This is a genomic window from Bradyrhizobium sp. CCBAU 21365 (genome assembly GCF_015291305.1).
Taxonomy (GTDB): domain Bacteria; phylum Pseudomonadota; class Alphaproteobacteria; order Rhizobiales; family Xanthobacteraceae; genus Bradyrhizobium; species Bradyrhizobium elkanii.
In genome coordinates this window covers 8,224,789-8,245,576 of record NZ_CP030036.1, presented here as the reverse complement: position 1 = coordinate 8,245,576, position 20,788 = coordinate 8,224,789, and the positions used below count along the sequence as shown (strand labels likewise).

Annotated in this window: 20 protein-coding genes; 12 read left to right on the top strand and 8 right to left on the bottom strand. The window is 63.8% G+C overall.

Annotated features, from left to right (window positions below; all coding sequences use genetic code 11):
• The first annotated feature begins 14 nt into the window (after positions 1-14).
• The 3 genes from XI02_RS38890 to ccoS are packed head-to-tail and all read left to right on the top strand — an operon-like array spanning position 15 to position 2,880.
• Entirely contained in the window at positions 15-515 is a 501-nt protein-coding gene (locus XI02_RS38890) for a FixH family protein (RefSeq protein ID WP_028340000.1), read from the top strand.
• Between the two features lie 11 nt (positions 516-526).
• Positions 527-2,713 carry a heavy metal translocating P-type ATPase gene (locus XI02_RS38885; protein WP_028340001.1) on the top strand — a complete coding sequence of 729 codons (2,187 nt, stop codon included), beginning with the start codon at positions 527-529 and terminating at the stop codon, positions 2,711-2,713.
• The gene (ccoS, locus tag XI02_RS38880) at positions 2,713-2,880 is read left to right on the top strand and encodes a cbb3-type cytochrome oxidase assembly protein CcoS (protein ID WP_028340002.1); all 168 of its coding nucleotides are present in this window, start codon (positions 2,713-2,715) and stop codon (positions 2,878-2,880) included. The genes XI02_RS38885 and ccoS overlap by 1 nt, the downstream gene beginning before the upstream one ends.
• 154 nt (positions 2,881-3,034) lie before the next feature.
• Here ccoS and XI02_RS38875 read toward each other — a convergent pair whose 3' ends face one another.
• Entirely contained in the window at positions 3,035-3,280 is a 246-nt protein-coding gene (locus XI02_RS38875) for a hypothetical protein (RefSeq protein ID WP_129964719.1), read from the bottom strand.
• A gap of 295 nt (positions 3,281-3,575) precedes the next feature.
• On the opposite strand from XI02_RS38875, the gene XI02_RS38870 reads away from it, so the two are divergent.
• On the top strand, positions 3,576-4,754 hold the full coding sequence (locus tag XI02_RS38870) for an NnrS family protein (RefSeq protein WP_028340003.1): 1,179 nt from the start codon (positions 3,576-3,578) through the stop codon (positions 4,752-4,754).
• A 46-nt stretch (positions 4,755-4,800) separates the two neighbouring features.
• Positions 4,801-5,376: a cytochrome b gene (locus tag XI02_RS38865; protein ID WP_063607072.1), complete on the top strand. Its 576-nt coding sequence runs from the start codon at positions 4,801-4,803 to the stop codon at positions 5,374-5,376.
• An 883-nt stretch (positions 5,377-6,259) separates the two neighbouring features.
• On the opposite strand, the gene XI02_RS38860 is transcribed toward XI02_RS38865, so the two are convergent.
• Positions 6,260-6,862 carry a hypothetical protein gene (locus tag XI02_RS38860; protein WP_016846976.1) on the bottom strand — a complete coding sequence of 201 codons (603 nt, stop codon included), beginning with the start codon at positions 6,860-6,862 and terminating at the stop codon, positions 6,260-6,262.
• A gap of 3 nt (positions 6,863-6,865) precedes the next feature.
• Here XI02_RS38860 and XI02_RS38855 point away from each other — a divergent pair, with 3 nt between their 5' ends.
• The gene (locus tag XI02_RS38855; RefSeq protein WP_172646743.1) at positions 6,866-7,738 is read left to right on the top strand and encodes a hypothetical protein; all 873 of its coding nucleotides are present in this window, start codon (positions 6,866-6,868) and stop codon (positions 7,736-7,738) included.
• 59 nt (positions 7,739-7,797) lie between these two features.
• Here XI02_RS38855 and XI02_RS46105 read toward each other — a convergent pair whose 3' ends face one another.
• The gene (locus XI02_RS46105; RefSeq protein WP_256438794.1) at positions 7,798-7,926 is read right to left on the bottom strand and encodes a hypothetical protein; all 129 of its coding nucleotides are present in this window, start codon (positions 7,924-7,926) and stop codon (positions 7,798-7,800) included.
• Entirely contained in the window at positions 7,905-9,419 is a 1,515-nt protein-coding gene (locus XI02_RS38850; RefSeq protein WP_172646744.1) for an ATP-binding protein, read from the bottom strand. The genes XI02_RS46105 and XI02_RS38850 overlap by 22 nt, the downstream gene beginning before the upstream one ends.
• A 487-nt stretch (positions 9,420-9,906) precedes the next feature.
• Here XI02_RS38850 and XI02_RS38845 point away from each other — a divergent pair, with 487 nt between their 5' ends.
• From XI02_RS38845 to XI02_RS38835, 3 genes are all read left to right on the top strand, one after another.
• Positions 9,907-11,274, top strand: a complete 1,368-nt coding sequence (locus XI02_RS38845) for a hypothetical protein (protein WP_246783599.1) — start codon at positions 9,907-9,909, stop codon at positions 11,272-11,274.
• Positions 11,275-11,276: 2 nt separating this feature from the next.
• Positions 11,277-11,837 carry a hypothetical protein gene (locus XI02_RS38840; protein ID WP_172646746.1) on the top strand — a complete coding sequence of 187 codons (561 nt, stop codon included), beginning with the start codon at positions 11,277-11,279 and terminating at the stop codon, positions 11,835-11,837.
• Between the two features lie 314 nt (positions 11,838-12,151).
• Complete coding sequence (locus XI02_RS38835) at positions 12,152-13,441, top strand: MFS transporter (protein ID WP_172646747.1); 1,290 nt, start codon at positions 12,152-12,154, stop codon at positions 13,439-13,441.
• Positions 13,442-13,502: 61 nt separating this feature from the next.
• Here the strand turns inward: XI02_RS38835 and XI02_RS38830 are convergent, their stop codons facing one another.
• The 3 genes from XI02_RS38830 to XI02_RS38820 form a co-directional block, all read right to left on the bottom strand.
• Positions 13,503-14,675 carry an OpgC domain-containing protein gene (locus XI02_RS38830; RefSeq protein WP_172646748.1) on the bottom strand — a complete coding sequence of 391 codons (1,173 nt, stop codon included), beginning with the start codon at positions 14,673-14,675 and terminating at the stop codon, positions 13,503-13,505.
• A 263-nt stretch (positions 14,676-14,938) separates the two neighbouring features.
• Positions 14,939-15,592: a TetR/AcrR family transcriptional regulator gene (locus tag XI02_RS38825; protein WP_016846968.1), complete on the bottom strand. Its 654-nt coding sequence runs from the start codon at positions 15,590-15,592 to the stop codon at positions 14,939-14,941.
• A gap of 88 nt (positions 15,593-15,680) precedes the next feature.
• On the bottom strand, positions 15,681-16,853 hold the full coding sequence (locus XI02_RS38820) for an acyl-CoA dehydrogenase family protein (protein ID WP_194483285.1): 1,173 nt from the start codon (positions 16,851-16,853) through the stop codon (positions 15,681-15,683).
• A gap of 237 nt (positions 16,854-17,090) precedes the next feature.
• Here XI02_RS38820 and XI02_RS38815 point away from each other — a divergent pair, with 237 nt between their 5' ends.
• A complete protein-coding gene (locus XI02_RS38815; RefSeq protein WP_172646750.1) occupies positions 17,091-18,182 on the top strand; it encodes an asparaginase in 1,092 nt (363 codons plus the stop codon).
• On the opposite strand, the gene XI02_RS38810 is transcribed toward XI02_RS38815, so the two are convergent.
• Positions 18,161-18,709 (bottom strand): sigma factor-like helix-turn-helix DNA-binding protein, encoded by a 549-nt coding sequence (locus XI02_RS38810; RefSeq protein ID WP_172649040.1) that lies wholly within the window; start codon positions 18,707-18,709, stop codon positions 18,161-18,163. The two genes, XI02_RS38815 and XI02_RS38810, sit on opposite strands and share 22 nt — an antisense overlap.
• 185 nt (positions 18,710-18,894) lie before the next feature.
• Between XI02_RS38810 and XI02_RS38805 the strand changes: the two genes are divergently transcribed.
• Complete coding sequence (locus XI02_RS38805; protein ID WP_244980977.1) at positions 18,895-19,875, top strand: AraC family transcriptional regulator; 981 nt, start codon at positions 18,895-18,897, stop codon at positions 19,873-19,875.
• Between the two features lie 60 nt (positions 19,876-19,935).
• Positions 19,936-20,742, top strand: coding sequence for an MBL fold metallo-hydrolase (locus XI02_RS38800; RefSeq protein WP_172646752.1), 807 nt, complete (start codon positions 19,936-19,938; stop codon positions 20,740-20,742).
• Positions 20,743-20,788 lie beyond the last annotated feature (46 nt).

Below are 20,788 nucleotides of genomic sequence, written 5' to 3'. Positions count from 1 at the left end.
CACGGAATTTCATCATGGCAGTCTCAAGTCAAGCCGCGCGACCTATCACCGGACGTTTCGTCCTGGTCACGACGGTCGCGTTCTTTGCCGTCGTCATCGGCGTGAACATGGTCATGATGCGCCTTGCCATTACGACTCTTCCGGGCACCGAGGTCGACAGCGCATACAGCGCCAGCCTCGCCTATCAGCGCGAGATCGACGCGGCCAGACAGCAGAACGAGCGCGACTGGCGGGTCCGGGCGCATATCGACCGGCGGCTTGACGGCAGCGCTGCAATCGCGCTGGAGGCGCGTGACCACGCCGGAGCGCCGCTGACGGGACTGAGTTTCCTCGCTCGGCTCGAGCGGCCGATCGATCATCGCGCAGACCGGGCGATCGAGATCACCGAGGCCGAGGGTGGGAGCTATAGCGGCCGCGCCGAGGGCGTCGCCGCGGGGCAGTGGGACCTCGTCATAGAGGGCGACGCTGACGGCGGCCGCATGTTCCTGTCGAAGAATCGAATCCTGCTGAACTGAAGGTGGATCCTATGCAGGCGGATATCGACTTCTCTCACTATCTGAAGACCACGGGCGTCGGGCTCATCCATCTCGATCTCGCAGTCGAAGGCATCAATTGCGCGGGCTGCATGGCCAAGATCGAGCGCAATTTGTCAACCATACCGGACGTCACCTCGGCCCGCGTGAACCTGACGAACAGTCGCCTTGCACTGGAATGGAAGGCGGGTGCTCTTGACCCGGCGCTGTTCGTAAGCCGTCTCGCGGAGCTCGGCTACAAGGCCTATCCCTTCGAGCGGAATGATGCCGAAATCCAGGAAGCCCGGCGTGCGCAAGCCCTGTTGCGCCGATTGGGTGTCGCCGCCTTTGCGGCGATGAACGTCATGATGCTGTCGGTCCCGGTATGGTTCGGCAACGTCTCCGACATGCTGCCGGAGCAGCGCGACTTCTTCCACTGGCTGTCGGCGCTGATCGTGCTGCCGGCGGCCGCTTACTCGGCGCAGCCCTTCTTCTCGTCGGCGTTGTCAGCGCTGCGGGCGCGCGGCGTCAACATGGACGTGCCGATCAGCATCGGCATCGTGCTCGCGCTGGCGACCTCGGTGATCGAGACCGTAAACCACGCCGAACATGCCTATTTCGATGCCGCGATCATGCTGATCGCGTTTCTGCTTGCCGGTCGTTATCTCGACCAGAACATGCGGCGGCGCACTCGCGCCTTTGCCGGCAACCTGGCTGCCCTCAAGGCGGAGACGGCGACGAAGTTCGTCGGTCCGACCGAGATCAAAACAGTCCCGGCAGCCGCGATCCGCCCCGGCGACATCGTTCTGCTGCGGCCCGGAGAGCGCTGCGCGGTCGATGGCAATGTGATCGAGGGCCGCTCGGAGGTCGATCAGAGCCTGATCACGGGCGAAACCTTACCGGCGATAGCCACGCCCGGCACCGCGGTGTTCGCCGGCACTCTGGTCCGTTCAGGCACATTGCGCATCCGCGCGTCCGCGGCTTCGGGCGGCACGTTGCTCGACGAAATATCCCGGCTGCTCGATCACGCGCTGCAGGCGCGCTCGCGCTACCTTCGCCTGGCGGAGCGGGCATCGCGGCTCTATGCCCCCATTGTCCACGCGACCGCATTTCTCGCGATGCTCGGCTGGTTGGCCTATGGCGCGAGTTTTCACGATTCGATCGTGACCGCGATTGCGGTCCTGATCATCACCTGTCCCTGCGCGCTGGGGCTTGCCGTTCCGGCCGTGCAGACCGTTGCATCCGGTGCGCTGTTCAGTTCAGGTGTGCTGCTCAACGCTGGCGATGCGATCGAGCGTATCGCTGAGATCGATCGGGTGATCTTCGACAAGACAGGGACGTTGACGCTGCCCGAGCTTGATGTCGCCAATCTCGCGGACATTCCAGACGATGTCTTGAAGATTGCAGGCCGGCTGGCACTCTCGAGCCGTCATCCGGTCGCTGCCGCCGTTGCGCGCAGGGCGGGCGTCGCCTCACCGTTGCCCGACATCCAGGAAGAACCAGGCCAGGGCGTGCACGGCTTTCATGAGGGGCGTCCGATCCGACTGGGCCGCCCGTCATTCTGTGGCGCGGACAACTTGGCCAACGAGATTCTGTGCCGCGATCCGGAGGCTTCCGTCGTCGCATTCAGCCACGGCGAGAGCAAATATGCCTTCGCAGTCCGGCAGAGGCTACGGCCGGACGCGGCCGAGGTGGTGGCAGGGCTGGCGCGCATGGGCATCGCCGTCGAGATCGTGTCCGGGGATCGCGAACCTGCGGTCCGGCTGACGGCCGAAGTGCTCGGCGTGCATGAATGGCGCGCCGAGGTGTCTCCGGTCGACAAGATCGACCGGATCGACGAGCTGGCGCGCCAGGGCTGCAAAGTTCTGATGGTCGGCGATGGCCTGAACGATGCGCCGGCTCTTGCTGCGGCACACGCTTCGATGTCGCCCGTTACGGCCACGCACATGAGTCAAGCGATCGCCGATGCGGTCTTTCTTGGCGAGCGTCTTGCGCCGGTGCTGGCAGCGGTCAAGGTGTCGCGCCAGGCGCTGCGGCTGATGCGGCAAAATCTCTGGCTTGCTGTCGTCTACAACGTGCTGGCGGTACCGATCGCGATCGCCGGCCTAGTCACGCCGCTGATCGCCGCCGCGGCCATGTCAGGCTCTTCAGTGATCGTGATGTTCAATGCACTGCGAGCACGAACGAGGGAAGCGGCCTGATGGAAGTTCTGGTCATTCTGGTCCCGTTAGCGCTCGCGCTTGGCTTTGCCGGGCTGCTCGGCTTTCTCTGGTCACTCAAGAGTGGACAGTATGACGACCTCGATGGCGCAGCCTGGCGTGCCATCACCGACGATGAGCCCGTCAGTGGTCAAGGCCGGTCCAAGTAATGAAAGTACAGCAATGAAGCCGCCGATGCGATCGTGAGCGCCGTGCAGGCGAGCGCAAGCACCAGTGTCCAGTCTGTCTGCCGCAATCGCGGTGTCCGCGACCACAGGAGCAGGACTGAGACCAGCCGGTTGATGACGCCAAACCGCGCCATCGTCAGCAGCAGCACGTCGGAAGCACGTCAGGCTGCCAATGGCGCCAGTGTGTCGCCGACACGATAACAGGCTGCATCGTGGCGGCGTCCAGCCACCCCTCGGTGTGGCGGATGCAGGGGACGCCGAGCGGCTGACGTTCGCCATCAATCATTGCAAGCTCGATCACGCAACCGAATGGCGCCGACGCGATGTCGTGCCATCCCAAAAGGGTGAGCCGGCGAAACCGTGATGTGAATGTGTGGCGCACGCAAGCCTCCGGTCGATGTTCCGCTTTGTCGCACGTGTAGCAGGTCACGCGATTGACGTGGCTCAAAGTCTGCGGTGCGGACGGCGAGGGGGCCGTTGACGCAGCACAATCCACCAAGCGGGAGAACTGCATATTCTTGAGGTGCCCACGGCAAAGGAAATCCGGAGCAAACGCCACGGAGCGTTACCGGCCGGGTTGACGGAGATCAACTCAAGACCCGCGGCGACGCGATTAACTCTCATCGCGCAGTATCGTGCCAGATCTCGCTGACATCCGCTGAACAAGGAAGACGTCCATGGCGACGATGCAGAGGTTAACGGGTTATCGAGGCCCAGCACTGTTCTCCTACGGCTTTCGGCCGTTCTTTCTGTTCGGCGCCATCTACGCCGGCGCAATCGTTCCATTGTGGATGGCGGTTTTCTATGGGGATGTCAGCCTTCCAACCGCGTTGGCGCCACGGGACTGGCACGTGCATGAGATGCTGTTCGGTTACGTGGGTGCGGTGATAGCAGGTTTCCTCCTGACCGCCGTTCCGAACTGGACAGGGCGCCTCCCGATCCAGGGCGGTCCGCTCGGCGCTCTGTTCGCCATCTGGCTTGCCGGAAGACTGGCCGCGACATTCTCAGGCATCATCGGCTGGCAATTCGCGCTTGCGATCGACGCTACGTTCTGGCTGTTGCTCGCCGCCGCAGCCGCCCGCGAGATCATCGCTGGACGAAAGTGGGGCAATCTGAAACTGGTCGGCATCGTATCGCTGCTTGCGGCCACCAACATCGCTTTCCATATCGAAGCACATTTCAATGGCATTGCGGACTATTCAGCGCGGGCGGGTGTTGGTCTTGTCGTTACGCTGATTTGTGTGATCGGAGGGAGGATCGTTCCGAGCTTTACACGCAACTGGCTCTCGCGCCAGAAGCCGGGCCGGCTGCCTGTTCCCTTCGGCCGCTTCGACGCGGCGGCGGTCGCTATCGGTGCGAGCGCGATGGGTGCATGGGCTGTGGTTCCTTCCGGTCGCGCGGTCGCAGGCGCCCTGGGAGTTGCTGGAGTGCTCCACGTCATCCGCCTTGCTCGCTGGGCCGGCCATCGAACGATATCGGACCGGCTGGTCCTGATCCTCCATGTTGCCTACGCGTTCGTGCCTGTCGGGTTTTTCCTGACGGCGCTATCGTCGCTAGACCTCGTCGCCCCCAGCGCGGGTATCCATGCCTGGACCGGTGGTGCGATCGGCTCAATGACGATCGCGGTGATGACACGAGCGTCGCTCGGTCATACGGGGCAGGAGCTCTCGGCATCCATGGCTACTCAAGCCGTTTACGCCTCGGTCAGCATCGCAGCGCTGGCGCGGATATGCGCGGCTGTCGATCCGACCTACTCAATCCCGCTATTAATGGTCGCTGGTGTCGAATGGACGAGTGCATTTCTCGGATTCGCGCTGATCTATGCTCCGGCCCTGTGTCGCGCACGCAGGTTCTGAGTCCACCGGCTGTAAAAAGCTCACTATGGGCGCGGAGGAGGCAGTGATGAAGAATGCGGTTGGAAGGGACTACGGTCCAGTTGCAAAGACACTGCACTGGCTGAGCGTTCTCTTCGTCGCACTCGCATGGGCCTTGGGAACGTTCGGAGAGGAATTGTCCGAGGGATCAAGGCGGGAGACCGGACTGATAGCGCATGTTTGGACCGGTCTTATCGTACTGTTGCTCGTCGCGGTGCGGATACCGTGGCGCGTTGCAAATCCGCCACCGAAGTCCAGTCCTACCGAATTCGGCAAATGGCTGATCGAATGGACGGATCCGGCAGCGCGGATCATGCACTACCTCCTTTACGTCTTGTTGGTGGCTGTACCGCTTGTTGGGATCGCATTTCTCTTCGCGCGAGGACATTCGCTCTCGCTGTTTGGCTTCTTGGAAATCCCGTCACCGTGGAGTGCCGACCGAGCGCTCGCACGGAAACTAAAGGAAGTTCACGAAGTTCTCGGCAACCTGCTCGTTATCCTGGCGCTGTTTCACATGATGGCGGCACTGCTGCATCATTGGGTTTTTGGAGACAATACGTTGAGGCGGATGCTGCTGCACTTTCGTAGTCCAAACGCGCATTGATTTCAGGGGGAGACGGACTCGAAGGCCTTTCGGGCCGTCGGAGCGGCCGGGCAATCGTTCCCCGCAAGGAACAAGGTGTACTGCACGACTTGGCGGTAGTAGTGCCGGCTGCACTCAGGGCGCGCTCAAATCGAAACTGAAGTTTCGACGTGTTCAACCTTCTTGATCGTTCTTACCGTCAATAGGCGAAGTAGCCGTGCCTGCCCGGTTGCAAGACGGATCAAAGGCTTGACTTGGTGCCGTTCCGCTTCAGCTTCTTGCTCCAGTCGTAGAATAGGCGCTCTTAAGGCAGCGAAGGTCTCTTCGGCGGCGTCGCTAAATAGCGAATCTTTGTGATCGGTTAGGTTAGGGCAGAAGCGACCTCCGCCCAATCCTGGGGTAATAGAGCCTTGAAGGCTGCCGGGAAGAAATCGCGGTAAGCTGGTATCGCATGAAAGTCCCCCCGATTGGTTCAGATTTCGACTACGCAATGATTGATGTCGCCTCCTCGCCGGTGCTGATAGTGAGAAGACGTGAGGTGGTGAGCGTGAAAGTACTAGCGGTGAAGTTGATCGCTTTCATTTCGAAATCCGTTCGTAAGTGATTGATCTTCCTTCTCTATCCGCTCTTTAGAGGCCAAGTCATTGAAATGATTGGGATTGCAATAGGACTCTTAATCAGCGGCGCGGTCCGAATCAGTTATGCAGCAAGCTTAGGAAGCTCCTGTTCAATCAATCGCAATAATCGGGTGTTGCGCCTCCCCGCAACCAAAGTCCGGACCAACCGGTTCCGATAAAATGGCCCGCATTCGCGGGCCATTTTTTGCTTTGGGAGGACAATCGGGCCTCGTGTCGTCGACTGATTGGGCGCAGATCGCGTCGCTTCCGCAACGCGGGGCCGCTCCCTAGACGATGAAATGGAATTCGTGCCACGCACTCCAGCTGATGCCATCGCTGGCGCGAACCCAGAGGTCGTCAGGCACGGTGCCGCCCTGGAACGTCGTGCTGGCAATTTGAGCCGCGCTGACGTTGATCGCGGTGCCGGTGGGCTGCGCAGTACCGCCAATGCTCCAGTGGCCGCTGCTTGCCGACGGCGTCGAATCCCAGAATTGGTACTGTGCCATGCTGTCGCCGTCGGCATCCGTGACTGAAAACAGGCTCAATGCGGCCACGCTCTGATTGGCCGTGGCGTGGAAGTCGGACGCCGTCACGACGGGAGCGCTGTCAACCGGCGCGGTGACGTGAAATTCCTTCCACGCCCCCCAGGCAAAGCCGTCGTAAGCCCTCACCCAGAGATCGTCCGAGCCCGAGCCGCTTTGAAAGCTTGTGCTCGAAAGCTGAGCTGCCGTGACATCGATGGCGGCATTGGTGCCTTGGGCGACTCCCCCGACCACCCAGTGCCCGCTGCTCGCATCCGCCGTCGAATCCCACACCTGATAATTCGTGATGGTGTCGGCAACGATACGATCACCCAGTACGCCTTCTGGGACACCGGAGGAAACGGCCATTGGGTGGTGAATGGTGTCGCCCAGGCCGCCAACACCGAGATCGATGTGAGCGCGGCGAACCTGTCGCAGGTGAGCTACGTGTTCGGCCCCGGTGGCTCGCCATCGGATACGCTCTGGGTTAAGGCCAATGACGGTAGCATGTGGAGTTCCTGGAAGAGCTTCACGGCCACTGCAACCAACCAGGCGCCGACGGTCTCGGTCTCGAACGTAACGACGGTCTCGGGGCAGGTCTTCGCGGCTTCGAGCCTGGTCAGCGCGACGGACGCGGACGGCGATACCATAACGAAATATGCGTTGTGGGATTCCAACACGAACGGGCGCTGGAACGTCAACGGAGTGAACCAGTCTGCGAATACGGAGATCGACGTCACTTCGGCACAACTTGCCCAGACGACCTATCAGGCCGGCTCCGGCACCGATCAGCTCTGGATCCGGGCGTATGATGGCAGTGCGTGGGGTGTCTGGCAGCCTTTCAACGTAACGGGAGAGAGCCCGAGCAGCGCCACCATCGCAGCGGGCGCCACCCTGGAATTGACGGGGGCTTCGAACGCCGCCGTGACGTTCCTGGGCAGCACGGGGAGGCTGAAGCTCGACAATTCCGCGAGCTTCACCGGAACTGTCGCCGGGATGACCGGTTCGGACACGATCGATTTCGCGAATATCAATTTCGCGACCGTTCAGACGCCGACCTTCAGCGGTGACAGCACGCACGGAACGCTCACGGTGACGGACGGCACCGTCACCGCCACCATTGCGCTGCTGGGCAACTACATGGCTTCCACATTTACGGCCTCGAGCGACGGCCATGGCGGTACCTCGGTTGTCGATCCGCCGGCAATGCAGGTCAGTCAGCTTGCGCAGCCGCAGCATGCGTAAGCGCTTGAGATAGGGCGGCTGTAGAGGGCCTGTCGCGGGCCCTTCGCAACCAAAATCGCTCAACAGGCAAAGATGAAAAGGCCCGCCTCCTGGCGGGCCATTTTCTTGTCTTGCAACGCTTCGGCGATGCTGCGCAACACCGAACGCCTGGTTGCCCAGCGCCTGATCACGGCGACGAGCTGCTGCAAGTCACCTCTGTCGCCTGGTCGTCCACATTCGGGTCGGCCGCGGCCGTGGCCCAGGCGAGCTCGACCAGGGTCACAATCCGCCGGCCGGCACCGTCGAGCTGGCAGACGATCAGGCCCTGTTCCTCGATGTAGGTGAGAAGATGCCGGGCGCGGCGCAGCGAATGCGTGCCGTAGGCGCGAGCGATCGCGGCATCGCTCGGGCAAGGCCAGCCCTCCTTCGCGGCGCGGGCAATCATCATGAAGACGCCCTGCATGTCCTCGGGCAGCAGGGCCGCACGCAGCGAGACATCCTGCCAGGCGTCGTCCTCCGCCATCTCGGTGCCGAGCCCGGCGCGGGCGCGCGTCAGCATCCGGCGGAAATCGGTCAGCTCCGGCACAACGGCACCGAGACCCTCGATCCGGCAGCGGACCACGAACTCCTGATAGAGCACGCCGATGGCGCGGAAGCCGGCGTCGGGCTCGGCGAGGATGGCGCGCAGGATACGGTCCAGCCGCTCACGCCGCTCGGCCAATTGCTCGGCGCTCGGCGGTGGCTCCGCAGCTTCGGGATCTGGCTCCAGTGCCGACTGTTTGGCGGCCATCAACTGGCTGAGCAGGTCCGGCGACGGCGCCCGGCGCTGCGGCCGCACCGTTTCCGGCGGCGGAGCGGCCAGGATGATCGCGCGTGCGTCCTCCAGTGCCGCTTCAGGCAGCGGCATCAGCCGCGGCGCCGCGTTGCGCGGCTGGGTGTCGGTCGGACCGATGCGCAAGCCCAGCGGACGGCGGGACAGCGCAGGTCCCAGCGCCATGAATTGCCCGCGCTCGAGGTCGCGGAAGGCTTCCGCCTGCCGGCGTTCCATGCCGAGCAGGTCGGCGGCGCGCGCCATGTCGATATCGAGAAAGGTGCGGCCCATCAGGAAGTTCGACGCTTCGGCCGCGACATTCTTGGCGAGCTTCGCCAGCCGCTGGGTTGCGATGATCCCGGCAAGCCCGCGCTTGCGGCCGCGGCACATCAAATTGGTCATCGCGCCGAGCGAGAGCTTGCGCGCCTCGTCGGACACCTCGCCCGCGACCGCCGGCGCGAACAGCTGCGCCTCGTCCACCACCACCAGCATCGGATACCAGTGGTCGCGGGCGACGTCGAACAACCCGCCGAGGAAGGCTGCGGCGCGCCGCATCTGGTTCTCGGCGTCGAGCCCTTCGAGATTGAGCACCGTGGAGACGCGATGGATGCGCACGCGCTCGCCGGCGACCTGCAGGCTGCGCTCGGTATGGTCCTCGGCGTCGATGACGAGGTGGCCGAATCGCTCCGCCAGGGTGACGAAATCACCTTCCGGATCGATAATGGTCTGCTGCACCCAGGGGGCGCTCTGTTCCAGCAGCCGGCGCAGCAGATGGGATTTGCCGGAACCCGAATTGCCCTGCACCAGGAGGCGTGTCGCCAATAGCTCCTCGAGGTCGATGGCCGCCGAAGCGCCGGCCGTCGTTTGTCCCATCTCGATCGCTACGGTCATGTCCCGACTCAAATTGCGCTTGCGGAGAGGCGGCTTAACAAGCTGATCGCGCCGCGTCGAGCGAGCCGCACCATCATCCCCAGGCACGGCCGGGAGGCGGACAATGCTGACGCTCGCCAGACGAGATAAAGATTGATCGAGCCACTACAACGTGTTTAGCTCGCGTGTCTGATGTAGATTTTTTCGAACAAGTTCCTGTTCAGCTGCGCGATCCGGCCCGGTTCGGACCCGCTCTTATTCAATCAACCCGCCGAACTCGATGTTTGAGTTCAACTACGACGCATTCATTTCCTACCGCCGGTCCGACGGGATTGCCGTTGCACGGTGGCTCAGGCGCACACTTGTCGGCTTTTGCCTTCCCGCCGCGCTGCGCGGCGTCTATGGGAAGAAGCTGCGCGTCTACCTCGATACAGCCTATGAGCGCGGCACCAGCGACTTCTACCAGCAAAGCATCAAGCCGGCGCTGCTCTCCTCGCGATACCTGATCGTGGTGGCGACGCCCGACGCGATGCGGCGGCCGGGCGGCGTCGAAGACTGGATCGAGCGCGAGATCAGAGACTTTTCCGCTGGTCCTGGCGCCGGCAATGTCATCGTGGCGAGAGGTGCGGGCGACTTCGACGGCCCGCTGCCCGGAGACCTGAAGCAAACTTTTCCAAACATCGAGATCGTCGATCTGAGAGGCGCGGGACCATTGTGGTTCCTGAGCTTCTCGCGGGTGGTCCGCCTGAGCGCGGAAAAGCTGAAGATCGTCGCGCCCCTGCTCAACATACCGCCGGAGGAGATGCCCCGGCTCCGGCAAGAAGAGGAGAGGCGGCAGCAGACGCAGTTGGGCGCGGTCGCGGGCGCAACCCTGGGAACGCTTGTCGCCGTTGGTGGTCTTAGCGTGCTGGCCTTGATCAATCAGTACAAGGCCATCCGCGCCAACGATGACAGCATGTTTGCGGCTTCCAGCATGATTGGCGAGGCGGCCAATTTGAGAGCCGACGATGCCGACACCTTGCGGACACGCCGGCTGATCATCGGCCGCGGCTGCGATCTGCTCGACAAGGCGGATCAAGGGACAGCGAGCGATCCTCCGATCAACGGGATCGTGACCTGTCGGCTCGAGCGCGGCGCCCACCGTGAAGCGCTTCACGAAGACAAGGAGGCGCGGAAGGAATTCGGCGACGCCATCGAGCGCGCAGCGCTCAGTCATCGGGGCCGCGCACGCGTCGACTCGGCGCTGGCGCTCCTGCAGGCCCGGCAAGCCTATGCCGAATATCTGGCGCGGCAAAAGGATAAGGATGGCGCCGGCCGCGCATTTGCCGATCTGCTCGATGACAGCAGGCGGCTCGGCAAGGAGCATGACGGACGCGCTCAGTTCATCCGGTTCGAGGCCGAGGCGCTGGGCCAGACGGGCGACCTGCACGTCGCCGCAAATCGCCACCAGGAGGCGGCGGACAGCTACGACGCAGGTGCCGACGCGTTGAAGCGCTTGCTCGACGCCCGCAAGTCCGACGGTCGTAGCGAGGATTATCAGATCGTCGGATGGCGGGTGCGCCTGTTCCGGCTGGCGGGCCAGCAATGTGCCGCGCTGGATCGGCTCGATCCCGCGGCCGAGCAGTTCAAGCTTGCAGTCGGTGCCGGCTCATCCCGTGACGGCAAGCCCGCGGACGCATCTGTCGCGTACGAGGTGGCGATCGCGCAGGCATACCTTGTCCTGATTGAGCGCAAGCGCGGAAATGCCGCCGCTGCCGCAGATGCCAAGCAGGCAGCCCTCAACACCATCGACGCGGTCGCCGGTTCCAAGGCGGAGGCCGGCATCAAGCAGCGTGCTGCCGATCTCAAGCGCTGGATCGAGCAGCAGGGGAACTGACGATGGATATCCCCGGCAGCGCGCGCCTTGTCACCGCAATGCTGGTATCGTTTGTGGTGAGCGCGACTGTGCTCGGTGGCGCCGGATATTCAGCGTCGCGTATCCTGGTCGCGCCGCAGCGAGACGTCTTCCGGGCCGCGGCGTTCGACATGGAGCTGGCACACGGCTGGTGGTGCGAACAAGACGACACCGAGTTCGTCTGCTCCCCGCCCGGCAAGCCGCCCCGTGCGGCAATCGCGATCATCGCCATGAAGGAACGCAACGAGCGGGACAATCTGCAGGCCTACGAAGACCATCTGAAGCAGCGGCAACGGATCGGCGACGAAGGCACGGGCAAGCTGTCCGACATCCGGTTTGTAAAGCGCAACGTGATCGGCTCGCACCAATGGGTCGAGGCGCTGCATTCCGGCTCCGAGCTGGCCAATTTCGACACCTATTATCTCGCCACCAATACATCCGAGCTCGGCATTCTCGTCACCTTGTCGGTCCACAAGGATTACGCCGATAAATATGTTGCCGAGCTCAAGCAGATGATTGAAACGCTCAAGATCTATCAAAAGTGAGACGTTCCCGGACACATGCCGAAATACTCGCGCCCGGTGTGGCGTGCGCTTTGGCAAATACCGTCGTGCACCACGCCGGGAATTCTCTATCTCTGGGCGGCGAGGCTGCGCAAGGCGCCGGCGCGTCCGCCGGTTGCAACGGCGCAGCCGCCGCGCGTTCGTCTTAGGGCAACACGCGTTCGCGCTCGCGCGGTGACGCCAATGTGATCGGCGTCGCTATTCTTGTGCCGGATACCTCCGTCCCGTTTGCCGGAGATGTCTCGTCGCGCAAACCTCGGCATAGTCCGCCGCACAAAAGAAACGTGCGAGGAAACATGACTGAGAGCATCGTCGATACACTTGCGCCGTCGGTCGCGGCGCCTGGCGCAGTGTCGCCGCGGAAAGTGTTTTGGGCGACCTGGTTCGGCTGGATGCTCGATGGCTTCGATTCCTCGATGTACGCCTATATCCTGGTCGGCGCGTTGAGCGAATTGCTGCCGGCCAGCGGCATCGAGCCGAGCAGGGCCAATATCGGCATCTATGGCGGGCTGCTGTTCTCGATCTTCATGCTGGGCTGGGCCTGCTCGATGGTCTGGGGCTGGGCCGCGGACCGTTACGGACGGGTCCGGATCATGTGCTGGACGGTGCTGGTCTACTCGCTGTTCACGGCGCTGTGCGGGCTTGCGACCGGTATCGTGATGTTCGCATTGTTCCGCTTTGTTGCCGGCTTCGGCATCGGCGGCGAATGGGCCGCGGGTACGCCGCTGCTGCAGGAATCCGTGCCGGAGAATACGCGGGTGCGGCTCGCCGGGTGGCTGCACACGGCAACGCCGACCGGGCTGTTCCTCGCTGCCGCCGTGACGCTTGCGATCGGCAGCACGCTCGGCTGGCGCGGCATGTTCCTGCTCGGCATTCTGCCGGCGCTGCTGATCGCGTATCTGCGCAGCAATATTCCCGAGCCCGAGCGCAGCGCTGCGCGCGAGCAGCCGTCGGTCGCGGCCTTGTTTGCCGGCGATCAGGCGCGCACCACCTGGGCCGCGGCGCTGATGATGGCCTGCATCATCTTCGGCCTGTGGTCGTCGAACTTCTGGGCCCCGACCGTGATCTCGACCAAGCTGGTTGCCGCGGGCGCGACGCCGGCGCATGCGCAGGAGATGGGCGCGGTGGCCGGGCTGATCACCAATGTCGGCACGCTGATCGGCTGCCTGCTGGTGCCATGGCTCACCACCTGGCTCGGCAGCCGGCGCCGCACCGCGGTGTTGTTCTTTGTCGGCGGGCTGATCTCCGTCGTGGTCTGCTATGAGGTCGCGATCGAATGGCTCGACAGCCTGACGCTGTTCATGGTGCTGCTGCCGGTGCTCGGCTTCTTCACCAACGGCGTGTTCGGCCTGTTCACGATCTGGCTGCCGGAGATGTTTCCGTCAGCGCTGCGCGGCTCGGGCTCCGGCTTCGCCTTCAGCATGGGCCGCGTGCTCGGCGCCGCCGGACCGACCCTGATCGGCGCGCTCGCCGCCCGCACCGGCAGCTTCCCGCTGGCGATTTCGATGCTGTCGCTGATCTATGTGGTCGGCCTGCCGCTGATCGCCCTGGCGCCGGAGACGGCCGGCAAGCCGCTGGCGAAATAGCAGGCTACTTTGCGCGTTGCGCGCGGCTTCGGCCGCGCGCTGTCGCGCATCAAGCGGGGCCTTACTCCGCCGGCTTCGCGGTCACCGGCGCCTGCGCGGCCGCAGGTACCTTCGCGGGCGCCTTGTCGACCTTCTTCGACCAGGAGCGGTAGTAGGCGAGTGCGGTCATCAGCACGATGCCGACAATGCTGACCGCGATCTGCATCCAGATGCTGCCGGAGACTTCGACCAGCACCACATGCGCGATGACCGCGAGGAAAACGCCGGTGCAGAACACTTCGAGCGACTGCTGGCCGCATTTCAGTATCGGCTGGAACACCGGCCATTCATATCCGGGCCATTCGCGCGGCAGGAAGCGCGTGACGAAGAAGGCCAACACGATGAAGTGCAGGACGCGATAGGGCGCGAGGTTGGTCTTGTCGTTCGGATTGAACGCGTCATAGAGCCAGGCCGGCATCGCCTGTCCGAGCTCCGGGAAGCGGCCCGCCAGCGTCATGACCAGCGCGAACAGCAGATAGGCGCCGCCGAGCCAAAGGAAGGCGCGCGAGCGGATGAACGTGATCGATTCGCTGGCGCCGCCGAGCGCGAACCAGCCGCCGAACACGAACAGGAACTGCCAGCAGAACGGATTGAAATACCATGAGCCGGACGGATAGGCCGGCAGGTTCCAGCCGAATTGCCGCGCCGCGAGATAGAGCAGGAACGAGGCCAGCAGCGTCAGATTGAGCTTGCGCAGCATCGCCCACAGCACCAGCGGATAGCACAGCATCAGCGCGATATAGAGCGGCAGCACGTCCATGTTGACCGGCTTGAACGCCAGGATCAGGCCCTGATAAAGCGTCTCGGCCGGATTGTGCATGAAGCCCGCGACGTTGAATTCATTCTGCAGATTGGGGTCATGATAGCGCTGGGAGAGATAGCCGATTTCGGCGATGTAGATCACGAACAGCAGGACATGCGCGACATAGATCTGCCAGGCCCGCTTGATCAGGCGGGTGGCGCCGATCACGGTGCCGCGCTCGAGCATCATGCGCGCATAGACGAAGGAGGCGGTGTAGCCGGAGATGAACACGAACAGATCGGCCGCGTCGCTGAAGCCGAAATTCTTCTGCGTGATCCAGTTCACCGCGTTGTTCGGAATGTGATCGAGATAGATCGCCCAGTTGGCGAAACCGCGCAGCAGATCCAGGCGATAGTCGCGGCCACGCGGCGGCAGGACAGCCTTGACGTCCATCGGTTCGCTCCCATCCCAGTGCCCGCGTGTCCGGTCGCGGGTCGCCCACGACGTCATACTAGAGCAGGATTTCGACGGTTGTGTATTGGTTTTCCGGAAAGGGATTACTTCGACAGCCGGCCAAACATCGATGAATTTGGATCAAATCGTTCGCGCCACGAACCGCTCGCCGGCGAATGGTGCGTAGGATGAGCAGAGCGACGCGAAACCCATCACTCCATGCCAGCCTGACGAATGATGGATTTCGCTTCGCTCTACCCATCCTACGAGAGCCTGCGAGAACCGGCCGTACGCCGGCGCGGATAACGCTGCACGAACCCGTTATGCAGCGTGGTGAACAGCGCCTTGCCCTTCTTCACCAGATCGTATTTGCGGCCGTAAAGCAGCCAGACCGCGGTGAGATGGCACATCCCGCCCATCATCAGCGACATCGCGGTGTAGGGATCGAGATTGCGGCGATAGGTGCCGGCGCGGCTCGCCTGCCTGATCAGCTGCACATAGCGCAGCGCGTATCTGTCGACCGCCTTTTTGATCCGCGGCTCGGCGGCAAGCACGCTCGGCCAGATCTCGAGGAAGAACACCCGGCCCCAACTCGGGTTGTCCTTGATGTACTGGAAGTTGGTGAGGAAGATGATGCGGAGCTGCTCGACGGGGTCGCCACCCTTGACCAGCAGCGGCTCGGTCTTCTGATACAGCGCCTCGAAATTGCCCTCGGGCACATCGAGCACCAGCGCGCGCTTGTCCTCGAAATAATCATAGATGCTGGAGAGCGGCACTTTCGCCGCGGCGGCGACCTCGGTGAGCGAGGTGCCGTCGATGCCTTTTTCGCCGAACAGCTTGGTGGCTGCCGTGAGGATCTGCTCGCGCCGGTCGCGGCTGCGTTGCTGCTTGAGCTTGAGTGTCGTCCCCGAAGCCACTTTCGTCTCCTCGCGTCCGGGAAAAACAGTAAGGCAGCGGGACCGGAACACAAGCGCTATTGCAACGAGATAGAGCATAGGATTGCCATCACACCGGCGTGTTCCGCCGTTCATGGCGACGGAATGCATCGCGGGCAATGATCTGGCGCATGATCTCGGAGGTGCCGTCCAGAATGCGGACCACCCGCGTTTCCCGCCAGATGCGTTCGATCGGCAGGTCCCTGGAATAACCGGCGCCACCGGACAGCTGCATGGTGGTGTCGGCAACGCGCTGCACCATGTCGGCGCCGGTATATTTGGAGAGCGCCGCCGCGGCGGTGCGGGCGGCGGCATCGCCCTGGTCGTAACGCCAGGCTGCCTCATAGGCGACAAGCCGCGCGGCATGCAGCGAACTCGCCATGTCGGCGATCTGCCACTCGAGGCCCTGATGATCGCGCAGCTTGCGTCCGAACGCCTCGCGCTCCGAGACATGGTCGAGCGCGTAGTCCAGCAGCTGGCTCGCCGCGCCGACGCAATAGGCGCCCCAATGGGTGCGCCCGGCATCCAGGCACCGCATCGCGATGGCGAATCCGTCGCCCTCCTGTCCCAGCAGATTCTCGCGCGGAACACGGCAATCCTCGAAGATCACTTCGGCGTGCTGCGAGCCGCGTCCGGCGGCCATCTCGACCAGGCGGCCGATGGCAAGGCCCGGCGTCTTTGCGTCGATGACAAAGGCCGCGATGCCCTTGGCGCCGGCTGACGGATCGAGCGTGGCGAACACCGTGAAAACGCCGGCTGTGGGCGCATTGGTGATGTAGGTCTTGCGGCCGTCGAGCACGTAATGATCGCCGTCCCGCCGCGCCCGGGTCTGGATCCGGGCGGCATCGGATCCGGCATTCGGCTCGGTCAGCGCGAACGCGCCGATCAGCCGTCCGCTGGCGAGCTCCGGCAGCCATCGGTCGCGAACCGCCGGCTGCGCGTAGAACTCGATCGCCTTCGAGTCGATGTGAACGTTGACCCCGCTCAGATAGTAGAAGGCGGTGTGGGCCTTCGCGAGCTCCTCGATCGCGATGCAGCTGCCCAGCATCGAGAGGCCGAGGCCGCCGAATTGCTTCGGCGTGTTGGTGCCGAACAATCCCATCCTGCGCAGGCCGGCCATGGCGCTGTCCGGCACCTCGCCGGTCGCCTCGATCGCGGCATCGTGCGGCTGCAGCTCGCTACGCACGAATTCGCGCACCCGGCCTTGCAGAACGCGGAGATCGTCGGGAAGCTCAAAATGCATGGCGCGGCCAAAAGTCGAATAATCTTCGAAAAATGTCGACGCCTCCCGGCAGATGTCAAGGTTTTGCGGAAGTTCCCAAGGGCAAGACCGGCAAGATCGCGCTGCGCAAGTCACTTGAAGCTTGCTGAAGATCCTGGCCGAGCTTTCGCCCGCTGCCTCTATCGCCGCAACTTTGTCCACTTGTTGAGGGACAAAATCAAGAGTTGTGGATTTGCAACCCGTCGCTCGGGGCAAAAAATGACACCACGTTCGTTTCGACCCAACTATTCCGCACGGCTCTTTCTCGCCGCAGCCCTTACGATCGGGATTGCCTCGCCGGTATCCGCACAACAGGCCACCGGCACCACGCTGGCCCGCGTGCTCGTGCTCGGCACGGGCGGCACCATCGCGGGCCAGGCCAGCGCCCGCGCCGGCAACGCCTATGATTCAGGCAAGGTCAGTGCGGCCAACCTGATCGCGGCGATCCCAGGCATCGACAAGCTTTCCCAGATCTCGGCCGAGCAGATCTCGTCGATCGGCTCGCAGGACATGAACGACAACGTGTGGTTCGACCTCGTCAAGCGCATCCGCGCGGCCGTCGACAACAAGGAGGTCGACGGTGTCGTGATCACCCATGGCACCGACACGATGGAGGAGACCGCGTTCTTCCTGCAGAACGTGCTCGACACCGACGTGCCGATCGTGCTGGTTGGATCGATGCGGCCCTCGACCGCGATCGGCGCTGATGGCCCGGCCAATCTTTACGAGGCGATGCGGGTCGCCTCTGCCCGGGAATCCCGCGGCCGCGGTGTGCTCGTGGTGCTCAACGACACCATCCATGCCGCGCGCTGGGTGCAGAAGACCAACACCACCAGCGTCGAGACTTTCCGTTCGCCCGATGCCGGGCCGGTCGGCTATGTCGACACCGGCTCGCTGCGCTTTCTGCAGCCGGCCGCTCCAGCCAGGGGCGCCAAGCTGAAATTGCCGGATGCGCCGCCCTTGCCGCGGGTCGACATCATCTATTCGCACGCCAACATGGACGCCGCTGAGGTCGAGGATGCGGTCAAGCGCGGCGCCAAGGGCATCGTGCTGGCCGGCGTCGGCGACGGCAATTCATCGAAGGGCGCGATCGATGCGCTGGCCGCCGCGGCGAAGCAGGGCGTCGTGGTGGTGCGTTCGAGCCGGGTCGGTTCAGGTTTCGTCAACCGCAACGTCGAGGTCGAGGATGACAAGCTCGGCTTTGCGGTCTCGCTCGATCTCAACCCGCAGAAGGCGCGCGTGTTGCTCGAGCTCCTGATCGCGAACGGCATCACCGAGCCGTCGGCGGTTCAGCAGGCCTTCGCGCGGTAGACCGCCGGTTTTGAGGCGCCGCCGGCGGGCCTCGGCTCCGGTAGCGTCTGCGTCGTCTTATTCGCCGCGCGCCGCGCCGCGAGCAGCATGGCGCGCGCTTCCGCGATGCGCGACATCACGGTAGTGACGGGAATGCCGGTGACTTCGGCGATCTCCTTGTAGGAGAGATCGATCATTTCGCGCAGGGCGATGACTTCGCGGAGCGGCGCGGGCAGGTCGGCGACCAGTTGCCGGATTGTTGCGCTGTCGCGCCGTTCTGGCGCTACATTCTCGCCGGCTAGTTCTTGGCCGAGTTTCTCCAGGCAGACGGCTTTGAGGATCGCGAGCAGCCACGGCCTGATGGCCGGGCCGCGTAGGCCGTCGAACCGGCGCAGTGCGCGCCGATAGCATTCCTGCACGGCCAGTTCGGCGTCCGCCTCGGTTCGCATCAACACCTGAGCGAACGCATAGGCATCGTCGAGACACGGCAGCGCCGCGTCGCGAAACTGCTGCGCCGTCTTATTCCCGGCTTTCGCACTTCGCATCATAGGGTTGCATCTCGTGAATAGCTTTACCGGCAATCGGCGCAGTGGTATCAGGCTCCGCGCCGGAGTCGTGGACCGTCGCGCCAAGCGTAGGGACAGGAACGACGTGCGCACACGACATGCGCGCGGCGGGCAGCAAGCGAGCGATCGTGTCAGCCTTGATCGATCGGGCGTTCGGAGCACGGATCATGTCCGAGACACAGGTGCCCAACCGGTTCTCGATCTTCCATCATGGGCTGGCGAAAGGGCCGGCCTATGAGGCATGGCGCGAAGGGATTTGCCGCGGCTTCTGCCGGCTCGACGTCGGACCGACCGACGACAACCGCATCGATTGCCACAATGAGTTCACGCTGCTGCATACGGTCGCCATCGCGACGCCGCGCGGCGGCTCGGCCCGCTTCGCCCGCACCCGCGCGCTTCTGAATGACGGCTGCGACGATCTTGTCCTGATCTTTGCGACGCGCGGCACGGTGCAGGTCACGCAAGCAGGCAAGGCGATCGAGCTTCAGCGCGGCCAGATGTGCCTCACCGAAATGAATATCGTCGGCACCGCCGATCTCACCCGGTCGGGCAGCTTTACGACGACGCGGTTTCCGCGGCGCTTGCTGCTCCAGATCGCACCCTCGGCGGAGACGCAGCTGGCGCGGGTGCTCGGGCGCGAGCCGGCCTTGGGCGCGATGATCGAGCGCTATTCCGCGCTCTGCACCGAGCTTGCCGGCGATCTCGACGTGCCTGGCCAGCGGGCAGCGGCGCACCATCTCGCCGACCTGGTCGGTCTCGTTCTTGGCAACAGCGCCGAGACGAAGGAACTGGCGGCACGCGACGGCGTGGCGAAGGCGCGGCTCGATCTGATGAAGGCCGATGTCCTGAAGAATCTCGACAATTGCAAGCTCACGATCGAGGCCGTAGCAAAGGCGAATGCGCTCAGCACCCGCCAGGCGCAGCGCCTGTTCGCGTCGGAAGGGACGACGTTCTCGGAGTTCGTCCTCGATCAGCGTTTGCTGCTGGCGCGGCGGCTGCTGCTGCACGAAGAGGGCGCCGGCCGCAAGGTCAGCGACATCGCCTATACGGTCGGCTTCAACGACCTCTCATATTTCCACCGCGCGTTCCGCCGGAAGTTCGGCGTAGCACCGGCGGAGATGCAGATGGAACTGGGGCGGCGGCATTGAACACCGCTTGTCGCTGACGTAGATCAGAAGACCGGCTTCATCCCAATGAGGGCGCTGCCAATGCCTCTGTGGACCTGCGAGCAATGCGGCGCGCAATTTCCTGAAGCCGCGACGTCACCGCCGGCTTGTCCGATCTGCGAGGACGAGCGGCAATATGTGAACTGGAAGGGGCAGGCGTGGCTGACGCGCGCGGAACTCGCAGAGCGGCACAGACTTGTCTGGCGCGACGATCTCGGCCTCGTCGGGATCGCGCTCGAGCCGTCCTTTGCGATCGGGCAGCGCGCGCTGCTGGTGCCGGATCGCGGCGGCTGCGTGATGTGGGACTGCGTGCCGCTGGCGACCGCGGAGGCGATCGCGCATGTCAGGTCGTTCGGCGGGCTGAAGGCGATCGCGATCTCGCATCCGCATTATTATGGCGCTGTCGCCGACTGGAGCGCGGCGTTCGACAATGCCCCGGTCTATCTGCACGGCGACGACGCGCAATGGGTGACGCGGCCCTATCCGTCGATCGTGCCGTGGCAGGGCGACAGCCATCGCATCTCCGACGACATCCTGCTGGTGCGTGGCGGCGGGCATTTCGCCGGCGCCACCATGCTGCATTGGCGCAACGGCGCCGACGGGCGCGGTGCGCTCCTGACCGGCGATATCGCGATGGTGGCGATGGACCGCCGCTCGGTCAGTTTCATGTATTCCTACCCGAACTATATCCCGCTCAATGCATCGGCGGTCCGCCGCGTCGCGCGCGCGGTCGAGCCGCTGGCCTATGATCGGATCTACGGCGCCTGGTGGGGCAAGAATATCGCCTTCGATGCCAAGGCGGCGTTCGACCGTTCGGTGCAGCGCTATATCGCAGCGATCTCGGACTGACGGTTCCGGCCGCGTTCGAAATCTTGCCACGCGGCGCGATCGCGCT

Coding starts and splice junctions, on each gene's coding strand:
- XI02_RS38885 (WP_028340001.1), top strand. CDS start 527: ATGCAGGCGGATATCGACTTCTCTCACTATCTGAAGACCACGGGCGTC.
- XI02_RS38860 (WP_016846976.1), bottom strand. CDS start 6,862: ATGGCCGTTTCCTCCGGTGTCCCAGAAGGCGTACTGGGTGATCGTATC.
- XI02_RS38840 (WP_172646746.1), top strand. CDS start 11,277: ATGGATATCCCCGGCAGCGCGCGCCTTGTCACCGCAATGCTGGTATCG.
- XI02_RS38865 (WP_063607072.1), top strand. CDS start 4,801: ATGAAGAATGCGGTTGGAAGGGACTACGGTCCAGTTGCAAAGACACTG.
- XI02_RS38835 (WP_172646747.1), top strand. CDS start 12,152: ATGACTGAGAGCATCGTCGATACACTTGCGCCGTCGGTCGCGGCGCCT.
- XI02_RS38890 (WP_028340000.1), top strand. CDS start 15: ATGGCAGTCTCAAGTCAAGCCGCGCGACCTATCACCGGACGTTTCGTC.
- XI02_RS38800 (WP_172646752.1), top strand. CDS start 19,936: ATGCCTCTGTGGACCTGCGAGCAATGCGGCGCGCAATTTCCTGAAGCC.
- XI02_RS38830 (WP_172646748.1), bottom strand. CDS start 14,675: ATGGACGTCAAGGCTGTCCTGCCGCCGCGTGGCCGCGACTATCGCCTG.
- XI02_RS38850 (WP_172646744.1), bottom strand. CDS start 9,419: ATGACCGTAGCGATCGAGATGGGACAAACGACGGCCGGCGCTTCGGCG.
- XI02_RS38815 (WP_172646750.1), top strand. CDS start 17,091: ATGACACCACGTTCGTTTCGACCCAACTATTCCGCACGGCTCTTTCTC.
- XI02_RS38810 (WP_172649040.1), bottom strand. CDS start 18,709: ATGATGCGAAGTGCGAAAGCCGGGAATAAGACGGCGCAGCAGTTTCGC.
- XI02_RS38805 (WP_244980977.1), top strand. CDS start 18,895: ATGTCCGAGACACAGGTGCCCAACCGGTTCTCGATCTTCCATCATGGG.
- ccoS (WP_028340002.1), top strand. CDS start 2,713: ATGGAAGTTCTGGTCATTCTGGTCCCGTTAGCGCTCGCGCTTGGCTTT.
- XI02_RS38870 (WP_028340003.1), top strand. CDS start 3,576: ATGGCGACGATGCAGAGGTTAACGGGTTATCGAGGCCCAGCACTGTTC.
- XI02_RS38820 (WP_194483285.1), bottom strand. CDS start 16,853: ATGCATTTTGAGCTTCCCGACGATCTCCGCGTTCTGCAAGGCCGGGTG.